Raw genomic sequence first — 21,629 nt, forward strand, 5'->3', positions numbered from 1 at the left:
ATTTTTAGATACTTAATGCTAGGTTTACGTTATTGAAAGTATTATTAAAACTGATGGATAGTGTAAGGAGTAAATATTAAAAGCAATCTTGTGAGGTTACGTATAAAACGTAGGATGAGCGTAAGCTTTACTCCTATTTTTGATAAATAATAAAGTGGTTTTGGCTACTAAATAATGCCAAATTTTAGGTATAAAAAAAGGCCCGAAGGCCTTAAGAATAACAATTACCTAAAACGGAGAGTTTACCGCGCCTAGCAAGTGCTTTTTTATGCGTGGGTTCTGCACGTAAAACTTGCTCATAGTAGCCACAGGCCAATAAATTATTGGTATTCGCTTCTTCAATTAACCCTTTATGGTAAAAATAGGCGGTGCTATTTAAACCAAACTTAACCGAAAGCTCTAAGTAGTTTGAAGCTATAACGTAACTGCCCTGAGCATAATGTATAGAGGCCATTTGCAGGTATGGTGAAGCATGTGTACCAAAAACATCGACGCCGTATTGAGCAATACTTTTTGCTTTAGCTAAATTACCTTGCTCTATTGCTAACGTAACCCCTAAAGTAATTGCATTTAATGGTGGATTAGCTTTATTCAGTAATGTGTTTATAACCTGTTGAGATTGATTAGCACGGCCACTTTTATAAAGTACATATGCCGATATCGACAGTATTGCCGTGTTATCGGGGTGTTCAAGCATTAACTGATTCACCTCATGCACTAGGTTTAAACAGTTACTTGCATTTATACCTTCACACTTTAATGGTTGGGCATTTAATTGGTATTTTTTAACGATGTCACCCAGCGCGTTGTAAGGATTTACTGTTGGCTTGTAATCAATATGAGCGCAACCCGATAAAGTAAGCAGTAAAATAATATAAAATATTCTCATAGCCCTTGCTCCTGTATATAGCTAAGTACTTGGGTGTCGATATTTGCCTGTTCCCACGAACGTAAGGTATTAATTGGCTCACGCACCAGGTTTGGAGTAACAACAATAATTAGCTCGCGGTTGTTTTCACTTTTACTGGTTGTTTCGCTTAACTTTCCTAGCATGCTATTGCCGTTGCCATCAGGTACAAAGTCGTGGCTTGCGTTGTTATCGGTGCTAATTAAGCCACCAATAATAAGAGGTTGTCCGTCTTTTAAACGTGTTGATGTTTGCATGCTGCGTGTATTAAATGCACTGCTATTTAAACTGCTGCCTGTACTTTGTGCAATTTTGGCGGTTAACGTGGTATCGGGTAATGAAATTACTGGGTTTAGATCAAGTGTTATTCTATCTTTGTCGTCAACCATGGCGCGTACATTTAATTCAACTCCGAATGATTTAAATTCTGTACCGCTAAACACCGACCCACTACTACCTTGCTGACCGCTTGTAATTCCAGATGGGCTATAACTTGTAGGTACAGGTACTTCACCACCGACTTTAAACACGGCACTTTCACCGGCTAAAACCGTTATTGTAGGGCGAGAAAGCGTTCGAGAAATACCTTCTTGTTCAAGTAATGAAAATAACATATCAATGGCAAACTGTGAGGTAGAAAGCTGTAAGTTATTAGTTAATTGACCGCCAATTAATTGCAGCGCATTTTCTATTGTTGCAGAGCCAGATTCACGATTAGTCATACCGTCACGGCCAAATAAACCCGCTTCTTTTTCATATCCATTAGAGAGCACGCTAATATCTGGGCGCCATTGCTTTAACCTACGTTGATTTACTTCGTATAGCTGCACCGATACACGCACTTGCGGTAAATCTTCAACTTCAATACTTGATAAAACTTTACCGCCAGCCACTGACAGCAACGTTGCTCTTGCAATGTTTGAACTTACATTACTTAAATTTAATCCTGAGGTAGCATCATTTATTAAACCGCCTGACTCGTTGGCAAGTACTTCAATACCTGAACTTTTATCCTGCGTTGCGCCGCCCATTAAATTATTAGGATCAAGAGGAGAACCCTGAGTTTGTAATGCTTGCTCTGGTTCGAATAATTTATTAATTGTATTTAATAAGCGCACTAGCTCTATCTGGTTTTTTACAGAGCCGGAAAGTAAAAACACATCGTTGTCGTCATTTGATAACTCATCAACCGAGATGCGTTTAATGGTCACTTTATCTGCGCCCATTGATTTAATCACTTCGCTAATACGCTCTTCTTTTGGCTTGGGTGCTTGAGTTACTTTTATTAAATTAATAATAGCGACTTTACTCGAGTTTTGAGAGCTGCCGCCGTTTGCGTTACCCAAGCCTTGCAAGCGTTGAGCAAGTGAATTAAACATACCTTGGTTAGGATTTGAGGTGATAACGGGTTGTGATGCTTGTGAGCTACTGGCATAAAGGTAGTTTTTTGCAGCTTCATAAGCGGCATGACGATAATTTATAGTAGGTACTTCACCACGTAATACAACAGCATGGCGATCAGGCGCTATGGTTAGCTGTACGTCAGGATGGATGTCGTTTAAGGCATTTTCTAGTACGCTGTAGTCTTCGGTTACGCCAAGTAAAAATGTTTCAGAGCTTTTATCGTCGTACCACACCATCATAGATGTACGGCCCAACTTTTTAGCTAAAATTAGTAGCTCACGGCCATTTACCACGTTCACATCAAGTGTTGTTTCGTGGCCAAGTGCAATACGAGAAATATCACGGGTAAACACAAAGCGAGTATGCGTCCATTTAACTAAGTGCGATACTTTTTGTACCCGCTCACCATTTGCATTTTCTATATAATCTAAATGACTTTCACTGCCCATAGCGGTAAAAGATATTAGTAATAGTATAAAAATAAATTTTAACATAAGCCTTTCCCTCAATTTGCTTACTGTATAGGTAGCAAGTATGAGACCAAGGGTTTTTGTATTTATAATCAGTGGATTAAGATGTATAAACGTGTTTTTTATTATTTTGATTCGCAAATTGCAAATCAACAATTCATGAAGAGGTTAACAAAGAAATAAGAGCAGAGGTGTGTGGCGCAAAGCGAGTGAAAGTACGCTTTACGCTAGTTTTAATTAATGCAAAGCGGCTGTAAACGGGATGCTTTCACAGATTTTAGCTTCAGCTATAAGCAGCTCTTCTAGACGAACATCAACTTCTTCTTTTTCAAAGTATTCGTAAGCGAGTTCTACAAATAGGTTTTTATGTTTTTCTTCTGACTTAGCAATAGCAACATAAAAATCTTTTTCTTTACCCTCAGGAAGTGCTTGTGCAACTAAAGAAAAACGCTCGTGGCCACGTGCTTCAATTACACCGCCAACCAGTAATCGGTCCATTAAAAAACCATCACGACCATGTCTAAACAGTGCACGTATTTGTTTTATGTACGGGTCTTTTTTGTCGTCACCTAAGTTTACATCTCGCTCTAAAAGCAATTTAAGTACTTGTTTAAAGTGTATTAATTCTTCTAGCGCTAAGTCGGTCATAGCTTTTACTAATTTACGTTTGTCTGGATAATGCGAAAGCATAGACATAGCCATACCCGATGCTTTTTTTTCTGCAGCGGCGTGATCTTGTAAAAAAGTATTAAAGTCAGCAAGGACAACTTCGGTCCATTCAAATGGGGTGTGGTATTTTAATTCAAACATTTTCTGTACAACTTAAATAATAATGCGGGGATTTTAACGTATTTGATTTAAAAAATCTTGTAAGGCAGTAATTTATCTATCCGTCCTTTAGCCGTAGATTCAACTTTTAACGGGTGTTTAATATCGTTCCACGCGGTAACTTTGCCGCCCATATTCATTTTTTCAAAATCAGTTTTATCACTTTTTAACGCTAAAAAATTGCATAGCTTTTTATAGCTATCAGGCTTTGCTATATCAATGGATAAAAAATCGTTGTCACGGTTATTAAAGTACGTTTGAGCATCATTAAAATGTTTTTTATAACAGTCTGCTAAGTAACTATCGTCGCTAATATTATTAAGCGAAAGCTCACTAAACGTATTTAAATAACAACGTTTTATATGAATATTAAAGCCCCCGTCGCCGCGCGTTAAATTAGTGTGCATACGCGTTAAAAGCTGTTTTATTGATACAAGCCATGCACCAAGTTCGCGCTCTAAATAAATAAACTTAGAGTCTGGGTAATGAATATCAAGCGCTTTAAAGTCATTAAATATGGGAGTGTCGGCAATCGCGTTAGCATTTTCAAAACAAGCATTAGTATACGCGGTATGCGCCGTTGTAATACCAAGCTCTAAAAATGCGTGGCACACACTAGTAGTGCCGGTACGTGGTAAACCTATTATAAATATTTTGCTCATTAACTTTTCTTTAATTATCCGCGTGTCACTAGCAATACAAAGGCGCTAACAATAATCACTAAAAATGTAGTAATGGTACCAATTTGGCGATATTTCAGGCTTTTTTCTACTATGCCTAAATTTTGAAACACACGGCCTATTAATAACGCACCACCTAATATATGACAGTAATGGCTAGCAAGCCCTTGGTACTCTGCCAAAAAAAGTAAAATTAAAGCAATTGGAACGTACTCCATAAAGTTAGCGTGGGCACGCACAGCACGTTGTAGCGTTGCGTTACCATTATCACCAAGTGATATCTGCTCCGCGCGGCGCACTTTTATTACATTAAAGCTCAAATAAATGTAAAAGAATGCAAGTAATGCAGCATAAGTTGAAATGATCACGGCGTTTTCCTGTTATTTTTATCGCATAAGCATGCGCTTTATTATTGTGGGCGTGATAATAACATATAAATTTGAGCAGCATTATCAGAAGTTTAATAAATGCCTATGCTAAGCTAAGGGTATTAAGTTAGTAGAAAATCACATAAGGATTTTATGTTTGTACCTCGCAAAGTAGCCGACAGTTACCGTGAAATGATTAACAGTATTGGCTTTTACCCTTCTATGCTTTCAGTGGGCTTTTTAGTATTTGCCATTATAACTATGTCGGTTGAATATTTAGCCCCTATTGAGCAGCTGAAATCGTTTATATCGGTTGTACTTGTTGATAGCGCCGAAAACGCGCGTACTATTTTAAGCACTTTAGCGGGGAGTATTATTTCGCTTACTGTGTTTAGTTTTTCGATGGTAATGGTGGTTTTAAATTCGGCCAGTGCGAGTTTATCGCCCCGCGTAGTGCCTGGGCTTATTACGCGTAAATCACACCAAATGGTTTTGGGCTTTTATTTAGGCAGCATAATTTACTCAATTATTATGCTTATAAATATTAATAAACTTGAAGGTGGCAGTACGGCTATTCCTTCAATTGGTGTGTTGTTCGCACTTGTTTTTGGATTGATTTCATTAGGTTTATTTGTATTTTTTATACATTCAATCTCTCGCGCCATTCAGGTTGATAACGTATTAAATGGCTTGTTTAGCCAAACTAAAAACGAAATTAAAACAATAATACTAAGACAACAAGAGAACCCAGTTGAAGACTTTCCAGACTTTAGCAAGTGGCATTCGGTAAGCAGTAAAACGGAGGGATATTATAAAGGCGTACAAACCGATAAGCTGTGTGCCATTTTGGCAGAGCAAGATATAAAGGTGTATATCTCTGTTAACCAAGGCTATTTTACAGTTAAAGGTTACCCGTTTTTAAAATGTAATAAAGATATAGCAAACGATGAAGAGTTGATAAATAAAATTCTCGACTGCTTTATTTTTTATATAGAAGAGTACATCAGCGATCATTACCGTTATGGGTTAACGCAAATATCTGAGATTGCAGTTAAGGCAATGAGCCCGGGCATAAACGATCCCGGTACTGCGGTTAAATCAATTGATATGCTGAGTATTTTACTTATTCAACGACTTTCGATTAACGATATTAACTACTCGTTTAAGCACAGTGATAATGCCCCATTGTTGTACCTTCACGAAACAAGCTTTGATGAGTTATTACACGACAACTTTACACCGCTGCGTAATTACGCCAAAGGCGATGCATACGTAATGACAAACGTGCTTGAGGCATTTAAAAATATTTTGTTTGTTGCCCATAAAGATACCGATGCACGCAACAGTTTATTTAATTATTTAAATGCGATTGTTGATGACATAAATGAACATGTAACTAATGAATACGACAGACGCGAAGTGACTAATATGCTCAACTCAATAGCGCGTATTAGCCAAGAGCAAGGTGAGAAGTTGGTGGCACGTTTTGAGCACCACCAAAAATAAAGTTTAATCTATGTAGTACACAGCATAGCTTGAGGCAGTAACTTTAATCTCTCCAGCATGGTAGGCATCAGGTACATAGTTACTTGGTGCGCTATCAGCCATCATTACTTTTTCTGCACGCATGTACGGCTGCGACTGCACATTGAGTGGACTTAGTGACGCGCTATATAATCCTTTTAAATCAACGCCATAATCTTCACTAAACTCTTTTGCTGCATCCCGTGCGTCTTTAATTGCTAACTTTTGCGCTTTTTTATGCAGCTCGTTGTAGTTACTTGCTAAAAATTGCGTTTGATTAATTTCGTTAATACCGTTGTTAACTAAGCTTTGTAGTAACTCAGGGTATTTATTTATATCGCTGAGTTTTACTGTTAACGTACGAGAAACCTTAAAGCCTTTAAATTCTTGATTACCGGTAGTGCGGTTGTATTGGCTATCACGGTTTATTGAAATTTGTCCGGCGTTTATATCTCCCTCTTTAACACCAATTTCTTTAACGAGCTTAATTGCTTTAGCGATGGTTAAGTCGGTTTTATTTTTAGCTGCAATTAAGTCTTTATCAACTTCAGTAATACCTACACTAAGCTGTACGTAATCTGGCATTGTGGTAAGAGTAGCTTCGCCTTTAACATAAATATGAGGAGCATCGGGAGTCGCTGCCGCAAGTGCATCAAAACTAAGTACGTTTAAAGCCAGTGCACTACCTAAAACAAGAGTCAGTGTTTTCATTAAGTCGATCCTTTAATTTTGTAAACGCTATTAAAGACCTTACGTGGTTAATTAAATATGAACAAGCACAAAAAAACAGGCAATTGCCTGTTTTTTGTTAAGCGTTGTAACTGTGCCTACAACGTTATTTATTTTTAATTACGTATAAACCTAATTAAACACTACAACGTTTATAGTTACGGTATTTTGGTAACCAGTAATTTTTGTCGATTGCTGCCCATAACGCATCATCAGTAATCTCAAGAGCAACGCCCTCTTCGATTGCTTTTTTAGCAATGGCAAATGCAATACGCTTACTTAGCGTTTCAATTTCAGTCAAGGCTGGTAATAAACTACCTTTACCTGTGTTGGCACGCGGCGACGACTCTGCAAGCATTTCGCTAGACACGCTTAACATAGCATCTGTAATGCGTGTCGCTTTAGCTGCAATAACCCCTAAACCAATACCAGGAAAAATATAGCTATTGTTACATTGTGGGATTGGGAAAATTTCACCGTTGTGTTCAACCGGATCAAACGGGCTACCTGTTGCAACAAGCGCTTTACCGTCAGTCCACTTAATCACATCAGCAGGATGCGCTTCTACCTGCTTAGATGGATTACTCAATGGGAAAATAATTGGCTGTTCACAACCGGCGTGCATTGCACGAATAGCTTGCTCAGTAAATAAACCAGGTTGGCCTGAAACACCAATTAAAATGTCTGGTTGTGCACAGTGCATAACATCAAGAAGTGATGCGTATTCACCGCTGTAAGTCCAATCACTTAACGAGCCTTGCGGTTGTGCAAGTGCTTGTTGGAAATCGCGTAAGCCTTCCATACCCTCTGAAAGCAAACCAAAACGGTCAACCATAAATACTTGGCTACGCGCTTGAGCTTCTGTAATACCTTCAAAAACCATTTGGCTAATAATTTGCTCAGCAATACCACAACCAGCAGAACCTGCACCCACAAACACTACTTTTTGTTGGCTTAGGGTTGAATTTTTAACGCGACACGCAGCAAGTAAAGAACCTACAGTTACAGCCGCAGTACCTTGAATGTCATCGTTAAAGCTACAAATTTCATTGCGGTAGCGCTTAAGTAACGGCATTGCATTCGGCTGTGCAAAATCTTCAAACTGAAGTAATACATTTGGCCAGCGACGTTTAACCGCTTTAATGAATAAATCTAAAAACTCATCGTATTCGTCTTGAGCAATACGCTTATGGCGTGCACCCATGTACATAGGATCGTTTAAAAGTTTTTCGTTATTAGTACCCACATCAAGCATTACAGGCAATGTGTATGCAGGGCTTATACCACCACACGCAGTGTAAAGTGACAATTTACCAATTGGGATACCCATGCCACCAATACCCTGATCGCCTAGGCCTAAAATACGCTCGCCATCGGTTACAACAATCACTTTTACTTTACCTTTGGTAGCGTTGCGTAAAATGTCGTCAATTTGGTAACGATCTTCATACGAAATAAATAAGCCGCGTGCGCTGCGATAAATGTCTGAGAATTTTTCACAAGCGTCGCCAACTGTCGGCGTGTAAATGATTGGCATCATTTCTTCAAGATGATCACGCACTAAACGGTAGTAAAGTGTTTCGTTGTTATCTTGAATCGCACGTAAGTAAATATGCTTATTAAGGTTGTCGGTAAAGCTAGAATACTGCTGATAACAACGCTCAACTTGCTCTTCTATTGTTTCAAAGCGAGGAGGAAGTAAACCAGCAAGATTGAAATTTTCGCGTTCTTTTTTACTAAAGGCACTGCCTTTATTTAATAGCGGTGTTTCAATTAGGCCAGGGCCAGAATGATGAATATATAAGTAGTTAGGATCAGTATTAGTTGTCATATTTCCAGGCTTTAACGGAGTCTTAAGTTATGATCTGTCATTATCAGTGTTAAAGGTTTAATTGCAACGACAATTAAGCTAGTCAGACCATTGAGAGAAAATACATGCGGGCTTCACTGCCCACATGCATATTATACATAATTTAAAATTGTATAGTGGCGTTATTATCAGTTAAATCAGATAACGCAACACCTTCACGGCGAGGGTCCGCACCACCATATAAGGTATTATTTTTAACTTCAACTGCGTGTAAGCCTGAGTTTAAATCAATAATACGTACATTGTGGCCACGTTTAGTAAGCGCAGGCGCAATGGCTTCAATGGTTGTGCCTTTTTCAAGGCTGGTGTAATCGTTACGATTTGTTGTACGCGGCAAGTTAATAGCGTCTTGTGCTGATAAATTCCAGTCAATAACACCCACAACAACTTGTGCAACGTAATCTATGATACGACTACCACCAGGTGAGCCTACAATTAAACGTAAGCTACCATCTTTATTAAATACCATTACCGGTGACATAGAGCTACGCGGGCGTTTACCAGCCTCTACACGGTTTGCTACTAGCTTACCGTTTTTACGTGGCGATAACGAAAAGTCAGTTAGTTGGTTATTTAAAATAAAGCCATTAACCATAACCGTAGAGCCAAACGCCATTTCAATTGAACTGGTCATCGAAACTGCATTACCTTTACTATCTACAATAGAGACATGCGAAGTAGAAGGTAACTCGTATGAATCATCCATTGCATAACTTAAGTACCCTACAGGATTACCTGCTACGGCTTTTTGGTCTGTTTCGGTAATTAATTTAGCGCGTGAGGCAATGTAATCTTTGTTTAAAAGCTCTTTTGTAGGTACTTGAGTGAAATCGGGATCGCCCATGTACATATCGCGATCGGCAAATGCAATACGCGAAGCTTGGCTAAAGTAATGAATCGCCTTTTCGCCATTTGGTTTAAGTGCGCTCATATCTTTATGCTCAAGTAGGCCAAGCATTTGTAGTACTGCTACACCGCCACTACTTGGTGGTGCCATAGAACACACGTTATAAGCACGGTATTGTATACATACCGCATCGCGTTCTTTACTTTTATAATCTGCTAAATCTTGCACACTTAATTTACCAGGGGCAATTTTAGAGTGCTGTACAGCATTAACCATTTGTTTAGCGTTTTCGCCTTTGTAAAATGCATCAATGCCCTGCTTTGCAATGTCTTTGTATAAATCAGCAAGTGGTTGATTCTTTTTAACGCTACCCGCTTCGATTAATTTACCATTTGGGTAAAAGTATTCGTTAATAATTGGCATGCTCAGCACGCCTGGGTTTAACTGGCGTGCTAATAAACCATGTAAACGCGGAGAAATTACAAAACCTTGCTCTGCAAGTTCAATAGCCGGTTTAAAAAGCGCTTCCCACGGCAATGTACCGTATTGTTTATGCGCGCTTGCAAAGGCATGTAAAATACCAGGCACACCAACAGAGCGTCCGCCTACTACAGCTTCAATCCATTTAACGGCTTTACCATGCTTATCTAAAAACAGCGTTTCGTCTGCATTTGCAGGTGCTGTTTCGCGGCCATCAAAACTAGTCAGCTTATTGTTTGCTTTGTTGTAGTACATCATAAATGTACCACCGCCAATACCTGACGACTGCGGTTCAACTAAAGTAAGCACTAGTTGAGTAGCAATGGCAGCATCTACGGCACTGCCGCCTTGGGCTAAAATTTGTTGACCGGCTCTTGAGGCATATGGATTTGCCGCAGCAACCATGTATTTATCACCTTGCACTACTTTTTTATGAATTAATCCAGTAGCGGCTTCAGGTTCGCGAGTTTCAATTTGAGTTGCTTGCTGTGCAAATGAAGGCAGTGATACTGCGCACAGTCCAATGGCAAATAATGAGTTAAGTTTAAAATGCATAAAAATACTAAAAACACTTAATTACGTAGTTGTATTTGGCATCTTAAAGTTAAACGGGCACAATATGCAAAAATTTTGACTAAAAAAATATAATAAAATGCTTAATTTACCTATTCAACCACGTTATATATTACCGCCTATTATTCTGCTGCTATTTAGTACCATTTTTGCTGCATTTGATTTAAATAATTTACTTGAATTTAACCGAAGCCTAATTGATGAAGGCGAACTGTGGCGAATCTTTTCTAGCCAATTTGTTCATGCCAATTGGGCTCATTTGGGATTAAATGCCAGTGGTGTTTTATTAATATGGCTTTTACATGGCGAATACACATCACCTACTCGCTACGCTTTTAACACAAGTGCGCTAGCACTGTGGTGTGGGCTCGGCGTGTACTGGTTTTGCCCAAACATACATATTTACACCGGATTAAGTGCTCTGCTGCATGGTGTAATTATTTGGGGGGCAGTTAAAGATATAACTGTAGGGCTTAAGTCTGGTTATTTATTATTTGTAGGCGTATGGATTAAAATAGCGTTTGAGCAATTTAGCGGCCCTAATGCTGATATAGGAAAGCTTATTAACTCCACTGTGGCTATTGACGCACATTTAATTGGTGTAATTGGCGGGACTCTGCTTGCCATACCACTGGTTATAGAACTCTTTAATAAGAACTTTAAAAAGAACTTTAAAAATAAAAAATAAAGTTAGATTTTGTTCAATCCAATAAAAACGCCGCATAGGTTAACTAAACCAATGCGGCGTTTTTGTTTTTATAATTTAATAGTTAAAGATTAAAGCGTTTCTTTAAATAATTTATGAATACGGCGGTATTCGTCTAACCAACTTGAAGGCTGTACAAAACCATGTGGTTCAACAGGGAATATAGCTGTTTCAAAGTTTTGTTTTTCAAGCTCTATTAAGCGCTGTACTAAACGCACTGAGTCTTGAAAAAACACGTTATCGTCAACCATGGGTGCATTAATGAGTAAACGTTTGTTTAAACCCTCAGCGTAATAAATTGGCGAGCTGCGCTCATACGCAATCGGGTCAACATCAGGATGGTTTAATATATTAGCCGTGTAACCTGTGTTGTAATGCGCCCAGTCGGTAACAGGTCGTAGTGCCGCACCTGATTGAAATAACTCAGGCGCAGTAAACAATGCCATAAAGGTCATAAAGCCGCCGTAAGAGCCACCATAAGTACCGACTGCTTTGGTATCAACGTTGGCATTTTGCGCCATCCATTTAACGCCATCGGCTAAATCTTGTGTTTCAGGTGTTCCCATTTGACGATAAATCGCGGTGCGCCAATCACGCCCGTAACCTTTAGATGCGCGGTAATCCATATCCATTACTATGTAACCTTCATCAGCGAGCAATGAATGAAACATAAATTCACGAAAATAAACCGAAAATCCCATATGTGAGTTTTGTAAGTAACCCGCGCCGTGGTTAAAAATAACTGCTTTGCGATTTTTACCTACTTCACCTTCAACGTAATCAGCTGGGTAGTACACTTTTGCGTATATTGGTTGTTCGGTATGGCTAGATGGCACGGCAACAATTTTAGGTGCAGTTAGCTTTTTAGCTAAAAACTCATCCGACACAGTATGCGTTAATCGCGTTGCTTTTGTATTGGCTTGTGCGTCAGCTACATAAAGCTCATTAGGCATGGTAATTGTAGAGTGCTTAAGGAGTAACTTGGTTTCATCTGGGCTTAACGTGTAATCAGTCATGCCATTTAAATCAGTAACTTGCTCGCTATTACCTGTTTGCGGGTTAACACGGTAAATTTCGTACAGACCTGGGTGTTCAACATTCGCTTTGTAATAAATTGCGCTGTCGTCACTTGTAAGCGTTAAGTTAGAAACCTCAAATTGGCCTTGTGTAAGCGCAGTTGCACTTCCATTGACTGGCTTTTTATAAAGTTGGCTGTAACCCGACTCTTCCGATAGGTAATAAAGCGTGTTCGAGTTATGTAACCACCCAAAGTCGTTAAACGCATAAGCAATCCATGCATCGTCGTGTAGGCGATGTTGCGACACAAGTTTATTGTTTTTAAAATCTACGGTAGCAAGCCAGCGGTCTTTGTTATCCCATGCTTCGAGCATGATAGCCACTTGCGAGCCGTCATCGTTCCATACTATTGGGCTTTGCTCAAAACCCCAGTCCATAATAAGGTTAATGCCACGAGGCGCCTTTTTAGACTTATATGTTTTACCTTTCCGTGCATAGTTTTCTTTTTTAACTGCGGCTAAAACATCTTCGTCAAAGCCCGGTAAAGTATTAAAGCTAAGTGATGTTTGCTCTTTATTAGTTAAATTGATGTAGACAAGCTTTGACGTTTCTTCTTTAGCGTCAGCTACTCGGCGGCGTGCTTTTTTAGGTTCAATCGTTGCATCATTAGTGATGTAATTTGGCATAATATCGCCATCACCACGCCAATCAGTTTGCTTTTGTACAACAACTAATAACGCATCACCATTTGGCGAAAGCTGAGCCTCAGCAACTTTATTACCGTCACCTAAGTAGTAAGCCGTATTAGCAATTGAATCGTTTTGTTCATTAATTTGCTCATTACGTGCTTGCTTGTCTTTTTTATTTTTTTGTTGAAGCGCCACAAACTTAATCAATTTATGCTGCTCTTTAGCAATATACGTGCTTGGCTCTTCAATCCCTTTTGGCTCATCAGTAAGTTTTAAGTTAGCAAGCTCGCTCGTTAAGCCTGTTTTTAAATCAACTTTAAAAAACACATTGCCTTGGCGGTAAACTAAATCGCCATTATTTAAAAATTGTGGTTTAGACTCGTTTGCTGATGTCGCTGTAATTTGCTTAAGTTCACCCGTTTTTAGGTTTTTAACAAACACATTGCCTTTAAATGTATAAGCCGCCATTGTTTTATTTTTAGAATAAACGGCTTTATTAGAACCCACAGTATGAAGTTTTTTAAGAGCTACCTGCTCTGCTGTTTGGCTAGTAACAGATTGGCTAAATAAATTGCGTAGTGTATTACCTTGCTCTTTTTGAGCATAAATTATAGTTGCCGAATCGCTAGCCCAGTAAGCGTTCTCTGGTTGATTGCCCATCCAATCAGGATCGGCCATTGCTTGTTCTAGCGTTATTTTTTGTGAGCCGATATCTGCTGGCGTGTTCACAACCGCAGCAACCTTACTTGCTGGTAAAGCACTTTGCTGTGTTGATGAGGTGTTAGCGGTAGCGCTACAACCTGCAAGCATAACACTTGAGGCAACAGCTAAGGCCACTAACGTTTTAGATGAAGAAAAATTAAAAATCATAGTGCTTCTATACGGTTATTATAATTAAGCCGTATTTAAGCAGAAGCACTTGAGTTATTGCAATTTTTTAAGATAAATAGCCATTAAACAGGGTAAAGCTCTGTTTACTAGCGCCTCTTTTGTTAACAGGCGTTATTCAATTACCAAATCAAGCCAAACCATGCGGTGATCGCTCGATGCGTTTCTATCTTTAATTAAACGATATTCACTACTCGTTTTAGTAGGCCAAAACACACCACCGTCCTTAATTTTTAAACCATAGTTTGACGGTAAAACGTAATCAACACGCGCTTGCCAATTAGCACTGTAATTTTGTGCATAAGGCACTGCATACTGCTCTTTAGCGCCCTCACTTTTTGGAACAAAGCTTGCATTTATCAATGGATTTTTAAGCAGTTGATCAGTGGTACTTGTGCGGGCTTTATCGCCTTCAGGGGCTGCATTTAAATCACCTAAAATAACAAACCGAGAGTAAGTTTTTAAACCGCCCTTTTCGCCTTTATCATCGTAAATATACTTAGCGTTTGAAACGTAATCGGCAATTAACCTTACTTCATCGTGGTTACGTTTGCCGTTTCTATCCTCTTCACCGTCAAATACAGGAGGTGTTGGGTGAGATGCAATAACATGAATGGTTTTATCATTTACGTTAATAGGTAAATCCCAAAACGATTTAGAGCTAAGTCTTAACGCTTGCCATTCTTGTGTGTTATACCAGTTTTCGCCTGTTTTAGGCATTACGGGCATTTGTGCATTTGGCATGTCTTTATATTTAAAGGTTTGAAGGGTTCTTACTTTATCAAAATCGATTGGGTATTTTGACAAAATAGCCATACCGTAATGGCCTTCAAAAAAGCCAAAACCTTGTGCATCGCCCATCACGCCATTTTTCTTGCCATCGTTATCTAAATCAAACTCGGTAGCTAGGCCTGTATTTACAGGGGCAATATAAGAGTAAGGGTAATTAATAGCGGCTTGTTTTTGCTGACCTACATTTAAATAATGTTGATTAAAGTATTCAATTCCCTGCTCTTTTGGGATGTAATCAAATTCGTTAAGTAAAATAATATCAGGGCGAACACGTTGAATAATTTCCGCTATGTTCTTAATTTGCTGGTGGTTTGCTTTAAGTGCATTAACTAAAGCATCACTTTTAACTTGCTCACCTTTAGGGGTGTGATTAGTTGCATCCATACTTACATTAAAAGTAGCAACACGAAGAGAGTCTGATGCAAATGCACTGTTACTAAAAAAAGGACTAAAAGAAGCGGCAACAAGTAGTGCGCTATAAATTGCTTTAAGTTTCATTAAATAATTTCACTGTAAAATTTTAGACTCAATCATTATTTCACAATCTAGGTAACCTTGCGCTTTTTTTAAGTACAAAAAAATGCCGAGCAAGCTCGGCATTTAATAAAACGGTTAGCCATTTAATGAAGGATTAAATTTGCCGCCGCTTTTAAAATACCTGGATAATCATGCTCAGGTAGATATTCAGTAAGCTCACCTAATTTATCTGCTAGGTCGTTCATGCTAGTGGCCGATACGTTTATATGGCCCATTTTACGACCTGGTTTTGCAGTTTTACCGTACCAATGGCTAGTCACATCTGCATATTTAAGTACGTCAGCTGGAATATTAGGTTGCCCTAGTACGTTTATCATCGCGGTAATGTGTTTAAGCTCTGTATTACCAAGCGGTAAACCTGCAACAGCACGCATGTGGTTTTCAAACTGTGAGCAATGGCAGCCTTGTTGCGTCCAGTGGCCTGAGTTATGTACGCGCGGTGCAATTTCGTTAACGAGTAACGTGCCATGTACATCAAAAAACTCAATAGCTAACACGCCAACGTAGTTAAGCTCGTTTGCTATTTTTGTAAATGCATCGTTTGCTTGCGCTTCAACGCTGTGATTATTTTTACCAGCAATAGAAAGCGTTAATACACCATTAGTGTGCTCGTTTTCTGTTAGCGGATAAATAGCAACGTTACCGTGTTTATCGCGCGCACCAATAATAGATACTTCACGATCAAACGGGATCATTTTTTCAGCAATAATTGTATGTGGCGCAAGCTCGGTGCCCGATGCAATAAAATCAGACATTTGTGACCAAATTTCGTCTATTTGACTATCCGATTTTAAACGCCATTGGCCTTTTCCATCGTAACCCGCTTGGCATGTTTTAATAACAAGTGGCTTTCCTAGGGTTTTAACTGCGTGTTCAAGATGCGCTTTTTCAGTAATTAATTGATACGGCGCACAAGTTACGTTTGTTTTATCAAGCAATGCTTTTTCAAGCGAGCGATCGCCACCGGTTTTAATAGCGGCTTTCCCTGGGTAAAACTTATTGCTGTTACAGCAAAGTGTTAATACGTCATCAGGAATGTGCTCAAACTCTGCAGTAATTGCATCAGCGTTTAATATTGCTTGTTCAAGTGACGTGCTATAAACCTCACCAGTTAGCGGATGCTTAATTTGCTTGCTGCCTACATCGTATGCAACCACATTTAAATTAAGCGGCGCGCCTGCAAGACTCATCATACGTGCAAGTTGCCCTGCACCTAATATTAAAATATTCATTATTACTCTGCAGGGTTTGGATTAGCTAATATAGTGTCGGTTTGAGCTTTACGAAACGCTTCAATTTTTGCAAAAATTTCTGGATTTTGACACCCTAAAATTTGTGCGGCTAGTAAACCTGCGTTTGCTGCGCCCGGCTCACCAATTGCAAGTGTGCCCACTGCAACGCCTTTAGGCATTTGGCAAATAGATAAAAGTGAATCAACACCATTTAATGCTTTTGATTTTACAGGCACGCCCAGTACAGGAAGCGATGTAAAAGCAGCAGCCATACCTGGTAAATGAGCCGCGCCGCCAGCGCCAGCAATAATAACTTTAATACCGCGTTCTGCGGCTGAACTTGCGTAATCAGCAAGTAATTGAGGAGTGCGGTGTGCAGACACGACTTTAGTTTCGTACTTAATGCCAAAATGCTCAAGCATAAGTGCTGCATGTTCCATGGTTGGCCAATCTGATTTAGAACCCATAATAATGCCAACAGTCATAAATACTCCTCAGTAATGTATTTTTAAAATAGCGGACTTATGTCCTGTTTAAGCCGGGTATTATACCCAAAGCCATATTAATTGCGACTAATACAAAGCCACAAAAACAAAAAAAGCCATGTTTAAACATGGCTTTTTAGGGTTAACGGGTAAATAGCTAATTAAGCTTCTTTACTCGCTAGGTATTCTGCGTAGTTGCCTCTAAAGTCAATGATTTTACCATCTTTAACTTCCCAAATTCGGGTAGCTACCGATGATACAAATTGACGATCGTGCGATACAAACATTAATGTACCTTCGTAGGCTTCAAGTGCTAAGTTAAGCGCTTCAATAGATTCCATATCCATGTGGTTGGTTGGCTCATCCATTAGCAATATGTTTGGTTTATGCATCATAATTTTACCAAACAGCATGCGGCCTTGCTCACCACCTGAAATTACTTTAACTGACTTCTTAATATCGTTTTGAGAGAACAGCATACGACCTAAGAAGCTACGAACCACTTGCTCGTCGTCGCCCTCTTGTTGCCATTGCTCCATCCACTGAAACAAGTTCATGTCGGTTGCAAACTCATCTGCGTGATCTTGCGCGTAGTAACCAATATTTGCATTTTTTGAGAACTTAAACTCACCGGCTTTAGGAGCTAAGCGCCCTGCTAATGTATTAAGTAATGTTGTTTTACCAACACCATTTTCACCAATAATAGCAATACGTTCGCCAACTTCTACTAAACCTTCAAGCCCAGAAAACAACGTGTTGTCATCAAAGCCTTGCGTTAAGTTATTCATTTCAAGCGCGTTTCTGAATAACTGCTTTTCTTGGTCGAAGCGAATAAACGGCGTTTGGCGTGAAGACGCTTTAACTTCGTCTAACTGAATTTTGTCGATACGTTTAGCGCGCGATGTTGCTTGCTTAGCTTTAGATGCGTTAGCAGAGAAACGTGATACAAACTGTTGAAGTTCAGCAATTTGGTTTTTCTTCTTCGCGTTTTCGCTAAGTAGTTGCTCACGTGCTTGCGTTGCTGCAAACATGTATTCGTCGTAGTTACCTGAGTAAATACGTAGCTCACCGTAGTCAATATCGGCCATGTGAGTACACACAGAGTTTAAAAAGTGACGGTCATGCGAGATGATTATCATGGTACAGTCGCGTTGGTTTAACACGTCTTCTAACCACTTGATGGTGTAAATATCCAAGTTATTGGTAGGCTCATCAAGTAGCATTATATCTGGGTCTGAAAACAACACCTGTGCAAGTAGCACACGTAGTTTAAAACCCGGTGCAATTTCTGACATTGGGCCAAAGTGTTGGTCTGTGCCAATACCTACGCCTAATAGAAGCTCGCCTGCTTTAGATTCAGCAGAGTAACCATCCATTTCAGCAAACTCAGTTTCAAGATCGGCTACTTTCATACCGTCGTCTTCACTCATTTCTGGTAAAGAGTAAATACGGTCGCGTTCTTGTTTTATTTTCCACAGCTCTTTGTGACCCATGATCACAGTATCAATTACTGAGTATTCTTCGTAGGCAAACTGGTCTTGGTTTAGTTTAGCAACACGTTCATTTGGATCAGTACTTACATTACCTGAAGACGCTTCGAGCTCACCACTTAGAATCTTCATAAATGTTGATTTACCACAACCATTTGCACCGATTAAACCGTAACGGTTTCCGTCGCCAAATTTTGCTGAGATATTTTCAAATAATGGTTTAGCACCAAATTGCATGGTGACATTAGCTGTACTAATAATAGCGCTACCCTCCAAAGGAGTAATGATGTATTTAAATTGCGCGCAGTTTAAACCAAATTGCCCTGTTTTTCTATGAAAGTTTAAAGGCAAACCACTGCGTTTTAGGCATTTATTATGGCTATGTAGTTAGTAGTAAAAATAACGGATTAGATTTAATGGTTTCGTTAATTTTTATTCAACTTATTCTAATTAAAATTCATAAAGTATGTTTTACAAACAGGCATAAGAGATTAGAAATTACGATACAAATTAGAGTAAAAACACTTTTAACGTGTTTGTGTGTTTACTTAACTCATTTTTGTACAACCTATAACAATAAAAAGTTATATTTATGAAAATAAAGCACTTTTAGAGCTTTTGCACTAGTCGCTATTTTTTAATCAAGATGAAATTAATTCAAATTAGAATTTTAACACACCACTTATTACCAATCCTTTTTACCTACAAAACAACTAAAAAAACAAACCTCAGCAACACTTGAAAAACAAAATTAACCTTGAGTGAATGTTAATTAAGTTTTCCTTCAAATTTTGTTGATTTTTTTTCACTTTTGAGCCGTTTATTGCTTTGTTAGTCTTCGAATCTGAATTTTTACCTACGTAAAAAACTGACCAATTTACACAGGGCAACACACAAGATGAGCAAAAAATTAGCGACGCTTATTAGCGCAAGTATTGTATTCGCACCCGCTGTTTCGGCAGTAGAGTTATACAAAGATGACAAAAACACTGTTGAAGTAGGTGGATATCTTGATGTGCGTGTAATTAATACACAAAACGAAACCGAAGTTGTTAACGGTACCTCGCGTATTAACTTTGGATTTACCCGAAAGCTTAAGAAAGACTGGACTGCCCTCGCACTCGTAGAATGGGGTGTAAACCCTGTTGGCAGCAGCGATATTATTTATAACAATCGTTTTGAGTCTATTCAGGATGAGTTTTTGTATAACCGTTTAGGTTACGCAGGCCTTTCACACGAAAAGTACGGTCAACTTACCATTGGTAAACAATGGGGTGCATGGTACGACGTAGTTTATGGTACAAATAATAGCTTTGTATGGGATGGTAATGCAGCTGGCGTTTACACCTATAACAAAGACGATGGCGCTGTAAATGGCACTGGCCGTGGCGATAAGTTAGTGCAGTACCGCAATAGCTATAACGATTTTAGTTTTGCAGTACAAGCGCAGCTTAAAAACAGCGAATTTTATACCTGTGACGTAAGCGATATTTCAGAAGAAGAATGCGAAACGCTATGGAACTCTGGCGATAGTGCAGCCCAAGAAGTTGAATTTAACTACACATTTGGTGCATCTGTAACATATACCCCTACCGATATGCTCACGCTTACAGCGGGTATTAACCGTGGCGAGTTTGATTTAACGTTTGGCGATGGTTCTACTCGCAATGTTGAAGATTTAATTTACGGTGCAGGCATTATGTGGGGCAACATTGATAAGCCCGGACTTTACGTTGCTGCCAACATAAATAAAAACAAAAACCACGACACCGATAATATTGGTCGCTTAATTGATGACGCAATAGGTATAGAAACATTTGCATCTTATCGCTTTGATAACGATTTTCGCCCTTTTATTGCCTACAACGTGTTTGATGCCGGTGATGACTACGTAATTCAGCCAAACTTTAACGCCGATCCAGACGATATATTTAAGCGTCAGTTTGCTGTTATTGGCCTTCACTACTTAATTGACGAAGACACTATTGCCTACGTAGAAGCGCGTAAAGACTTTAGCGACTTTGAAAGTGATAACGACGATCAACAAGCACAAATGGAGCAGTCGGAAGATGACGGTATAGCATTTGGTTTTAGATATAAGTTCTAAATATAAGCTCTAAATATAAGTTTAAAAACGACTACAACTTCCCTAAGCACAACCCTTTTAGCCCTTTTAACTTTTTTAACTGGGCTTTTTTTATTCCGCCATACTTTTTTCAATACTCGATTTTGCATTTAAGGCTATTTCAACAAATGCATTAACAGCTGCATTGGTATCTGCTTTTTTAATTTGTAATAGCACCGGGATTTGCGTGAGTACGTCGCTCAGTTTTATAAAATGGCACCCTTCACTATATAATTTACGTACGCAATATGGCGCAATTGCCACACCAAGGCCAGCAGCTACTTCAGTAACTAATGTTTGCATATGCCTAGGTTGGCTAATAATGTTCGGTGAAAAATGAGCTTGTTTGCATTGCAAAATGGTTTCATCAAAAAGACCAAGTGCTTCCTCTCTATTAAAAATAATAAAAGGCTCATTTTTTAGTTTAGCTAAATCAATATTTTTATAATTTGCCAGCGCATGGTTTTGATTAACGATGGCCACCAATGAATCTACATAAATAGTATGACTTACAAATTCATCATTAATTGAATCAGGTAAAGGCCGTGAAAAACCCACATCAATTAAATCATTTTTAAACGCATGTATTTGCTCAGTTGCAGTCATTTCAAACAATGTAACGTGTACGCTTGGGTATTGCTGTTTATATTCTCGAACCAGTGCTGCCATAAAGGTTAAACATGCCGAGCTTAAGTGCGCAATATTAAGTGTACCTACCTGCCCGTTGTGGGCACGTTTAACCTGAGTTTTAGCTTTGTCAGCTAGAGCCAAAATAGCGCGTGCATCTTTTAATAGCTGCTCACCCGCTTGAGTTATTGCAACATCGCGTGAATTTCTTATAAACAGCACAACATCAAGCTCGCTTTCGAGCTGTGCAATATGCCTACTTATTGCAGGTTGCACGGTGTGTAGCTCTTTGGCCGCTTCTGAAAAACTCTGATGCTTGGCCACGCTGACAAAACTTTTTAATGTTTTAATATCCATTACG

17 protein-coding genes are annotated in these 21,629 nt (G+C 39.0%); 3 read left to right on the plus strand and 14 right to left on the minus strand.

The annotated features are described in order from the left end of the window. Positions 1-211 precede the first annotated feature (211 nt). From GQR45_RS12015 to GQR45_RS12035, 5 genes are all read right to left on the minus strand, one after another. Complete coding sequence (locus GQR45_RS12015; RefSeq protein ID WP_165726045.1) at positions 212-889, minus strand: hypothetical protein; 678 nt, start codon at positions 887-889, stop codon at positions 212-214. Continuing rightward, a complete protein-coding gene (locus tag GQR45_RS12020) occupies positions 886-2,805 on the minus strand; it encodes a pilus assembly protein N-terminal domain-containing protein (protein WP_165726047.1) in 1,920 nt (639 codons plus the stop codon). The genes GQR45_RS12015 and GQR45_RS12020 overlap by 4 nt, the downstream gene beginning before the upstream one ends. Before the next feature lie 213 nt (positions 2,806-3,018). Beyond that, on the minus strand, positions 3,019-3,591 hold the full coding sequence (locus tag GQR45_RS12025) for a tRNA-(ms[2]io[6]A)-hydroxylase (RefSeq protein ID WP_007586685.1): 573 nt from the start codon (positions 3,589-3,591) through the stop codon (positions 3,019-3,021). Between the two features lie 47 nt (positions 3,592-3,638). Beyond that, on the minus strand, positions 3,639-4,271 hold the full coding sequence (locus GQR45_RS12030) for a sulfotransferase (protein ID WP_165726049.1): 633 nt from the start codon (positions 4,269-4,271) through the stop codon (positions 3,639-3,641). Positions 4,272-4,285: 14 nt separating this feature from the next. Then, positions 4,286-4,657 (minus strand): MAPEG family protein, encoded by a 372-nt coding sequence (locus GQR45_RS12035; RefSeq protein ID WP_007586689.1) that lies wholly within the window; start codon positions 4,655-4,657, stop codon positions 4,286-4,288. A 153-nt stretch (positions 4,658-4,810) separates the two neighbouring features. On the opposite strand from GQR45_RS12035, the gene GQR45_RS12040 reads away from it, so the two are divergent. After that, the gene (locus GQR45_RS12040; RefSeq protein WP_165726050.1) at positions 4,811-6,163 is read left to right on the plus strand and encodes a DUF2254 domain-containing protein; all 1,353 of its coding nucleotides are present in this window, start codon (positions 4,811-4,813) and stop codon (positions 6,161-6,163) included. Between the two features lie 3 nt (positions 6,164-6,166). Here the strand turns inward: GQR45_RS12040 and GQR45_RS12045 are convergent, their stop codons facing one another. From GQR45_RS12045 to ggt, 3 genes are all read right to left on the minus strand, one after another. Then, positions 6,167-6,892 (minus strand): SIMPL domain-containing protein, encoded by a 726-nt coding sequence (locus tag GQR45_RS12045; RefSeq protein WP_007586691.1) that lies wholly within the window; start codon positions 6,890-6,892, stop codon positions 6,167-6,169. A 154-nt stretch (positions 6,893-7,046) separates the two neighbouring features. Next, positions 7,047-8,741, minus strand: coding sequence for an NAD-dependent malic enzyme (locus GQR45_RS12050; RefSeq protein ID WP_007586692.1), 1,695 nt, complete (start codon positions 8,739-8,741; stop codon positions 7,047-7,049). A gap of 142 nt (positions 8,742-8,883) precedes the next feature. Continuing rightward, positions 8,884-10,662: a gamma-glutamyltransferase gene (gene ggt, locus GQR45_RS12055; RefSeq protein ID WP_165726052.1), complete on the minus strand. Its 1,779-nt coding sequence runs from the start codon at positions 10,660-10,662 to the stop codon at positions 8,884-8,886. A 97-nt stretch (positions 10,663-10,759) separates the two neighbouring features. Here ggt and rrtA point away from each other — a divergent pair, with 97 nt between their 5' ends. Continuing rightward, positions 10,760-11,368, plus strand: a complete 609-nt coding sequence (gene rrtA / locus GQR45_RS12060; RefSeq protein WP_165726053.1) for a rhombosortase — start codon at positions 10,760-10,762, stop codon at positions 11,366-11,368. Between the two features lie 89 nt (positions 11,369-11,457). Here rrtA and GQR45_RS12065 read toward each other — a convergent pair whose 3' ends face one another. From GQR45_RS12065 to GQR45_RS12085, 5 genes are all read right to left on the minus strand, one after another. Further along, on the minus strand, positions 11,458-13,962 hold the full coding sequence (locus GQR45_RS12065) for a prolyl oligopeptidase family serine peptidase (protein ID WP_165726055.1): 2,505 nt from the start codon (positions 13,960-13,962) through the stop codon (positions 11,458-11,460). A gap of 132 nt (positions 13,963-14,094) precedes the next feature. Then, a complete protein-coding gene (locus GQR45_RS12070) occupies positions 14,095-15,270 on the minus strand; it encodes an endonuclease/exonuclease/phosphatase family protein (RefSeq protein ID WP_165726056.1) in 1,176 nt (391 codons plus the stop codon). A gap of 122 nt (positions 15,271-15,392) precedes the next feature. Beyond that, on the minus strand, positions 15,393-16,541 hold the full coding sequence (locus GQR45_RS12075; protein WP_165726057.1) for a 5-(carboxyamino)imidazole ribonucleotide synthase: 1,149 nt from the start codon (positions 16,539-16,541) through the stop codon (positions 15,393-15,395). 2 nt (positions 16,542-16,543) lie between these two features. Then, positions 16,544-17,026 carry a 5-(carboxyamino)imidazole ribonucleotide mutase gene (purE, locus tag GQR45_RS12080; protein WP_002962540.1) on the minus strand — a complete coding sequence of 161 codons (483 nt, stop codon included), beginning with the start codon at positions 17,024-17,026 and terminating at the stop codon, positions 16,544-16,546. Positions 17,027-17,187: 161 nt separating this feature from the next. Continuing rightward, positions 17,188-18,777, minus strand: a complete 1,590-nt coding sequence (locus GQR45_RS12085) for an ABC-F family ATPase (protein WP_165726100.1) — start codon at positions 18,775-18,777, stop codon at positions 17,188-17,190. A gap of 637 nt (positions 18,778-19,414) precedes the next feature. Between GQR45_RS12085 and GQR45_RS12090 the strand changes: the two genes are divergently transcribed. Beyond that, positions 19,415-20,623, plus strand: a complete 1,209-nt coding sequence (locus GQR45_RS12090) for a porin (protein ID WP_165726058.1) — start codon at positions 19,415-19,417, stop codon at positions 20,621-20,623. Between the two features lie 90 nt (positions 20,624-20,713). Here GQR45_RS12090 and GQR45_RS12095 read toward each other — a convergent pair whose 3' ends face one another. Next, on the minus strand, positions 20,714-21,625 hold the full coding sequence (locus GQR45_RS12095; RefSeq protein ID WP_165726059.1) for a LysR family transcriptional regulator: 912 nt from the start codon (positions 21,623-21,625) through the stop codon (positions 20,714-20,716). Positions 21,626-21,629: the final 4 nt, after the last annotated feature.

The sequence above is a fragment of the Pseudoalteromonas sp. SA25 genome (assembly GCF_011378705.1).
In the GTDB taxonomy this organism is placed as follows: Bacteria; Pseudomonadota; Gammaproteobacteria; order Enterobacterales; family Alteromonadaceae; genus Pseudoalteromonas; species Pseudoalteromonas arctica.

What these genes read in the sequence shown, in the direction of transcription:
- GQR45_RS12095 (WP_165726059.1), bottom strand. Translation starts at nt 21,625, where the DNA reads ATGGATATTAAAACATTAAAAAGTTTTGTCAGCGTGGCCAAGCATCAG.
- GQR45_RS12075 (WP_165726057.1), bottom strand. Translation starts at nt 16,541, where the DNA reads ATGAATATTTTAATATTAGGTGCAGGGCAACTTGCACGTATGATGAGT.
- ggt (WP_165726052.1), bottom strand. Translation starts at nt 10,662, where the DNA reads ATGCATTTTAAACTTAACTCATTATTTGCCATTGGACTGTGCGCAGTA.
- rrtA (WP_165726053.1), top strand. Translation starts at nt 10,760, where the DNA reads ATGCTTAATTTACCTATTCAACCACGTTATATATTACCGCCTATTATT.
- GQR45_RS12030 (WP_165726049.1), bottom strand. Translation starts at nt 4,271, where the DNA reads ATGAGCAAAATATTTATAATAGGTTTACCACGTACCGGCACTACTAGT.
- GQR45_RS12025 (WP_007586685.1), bottom strand. Translation starts at nt 3,591, where the DNA reads ATGTTTGAATTAAAATACCACACCCCATTTGAATGGACCGAAGTTGTC.
- purE (WP_002962540.1), bottom strand. Translation starts at nt 17,026, where the DNA reads ATGACTGTTGGCATTATTATGGGTTCTAAATCAGATTGGCCAACCATG.
- GQR45_RS12040 (WP_165726050.1), top strand. Translation starts at nt 4,811, where the DNA reads ATGTTTGTACCTCGCAAAGTAGCCGACAGTTACCGTGAAATGATTAAC.
- GQR45_RS12050 (WP_007586692.1), bottom strand. Translation starts at nt 8,741, where the DNA reads ATGACAACTAATACTGATCCTAACTACTTATATATTCATCATTCTGGC.
- GQR45_RS12090 (WP_165726058.1), top strand. Translation starts at nt 19,415, where the DNA reads ATGAGCAAAAAATTAGCGACGCTTATTAGCGCAAGTATTGTATTCGCA.
- GQR45_RS12020 (WP_165726047.1), bottom strand. Translation starts at nt 2,805, where the DNA reads ATGTTAAAATTTATTTTTATACTATTACTAATATCTTTTACCGCTATG.
- GQR45_RS12070 (WP_165726056.1), bottom strand. Translation starts at nt 15,270, where the DNA reads ATGAAACTTAAAGCAATTTATAGCGCACTACTTGTTGCCGCTTCTTTT.
- GQR45_RS12045 (WP_007586691.1), bottom strand. Translation starts at nt 6,892, where the DNA reads ATGAAAACACTGACTCTTGTTTTAGGTAGTGCACTGGCTTTAAACGTA.
- GQR45_RS12065 (WP_165726055.1), bottom strand. Translation starts at nt 13,962, where the DNA reads ATGATTTTTAATTTTTCTTCATCTAAAACGTTAGTGGCCTTAGCTGTT.
- GQR45_RS12015 (WP_165726045.1), bottom strand. Translation starts at nt 889, where the DNA reads ATGAGAATATTTTATATTATTTTACTGCTTACTTTATCGGGTTGCGCT.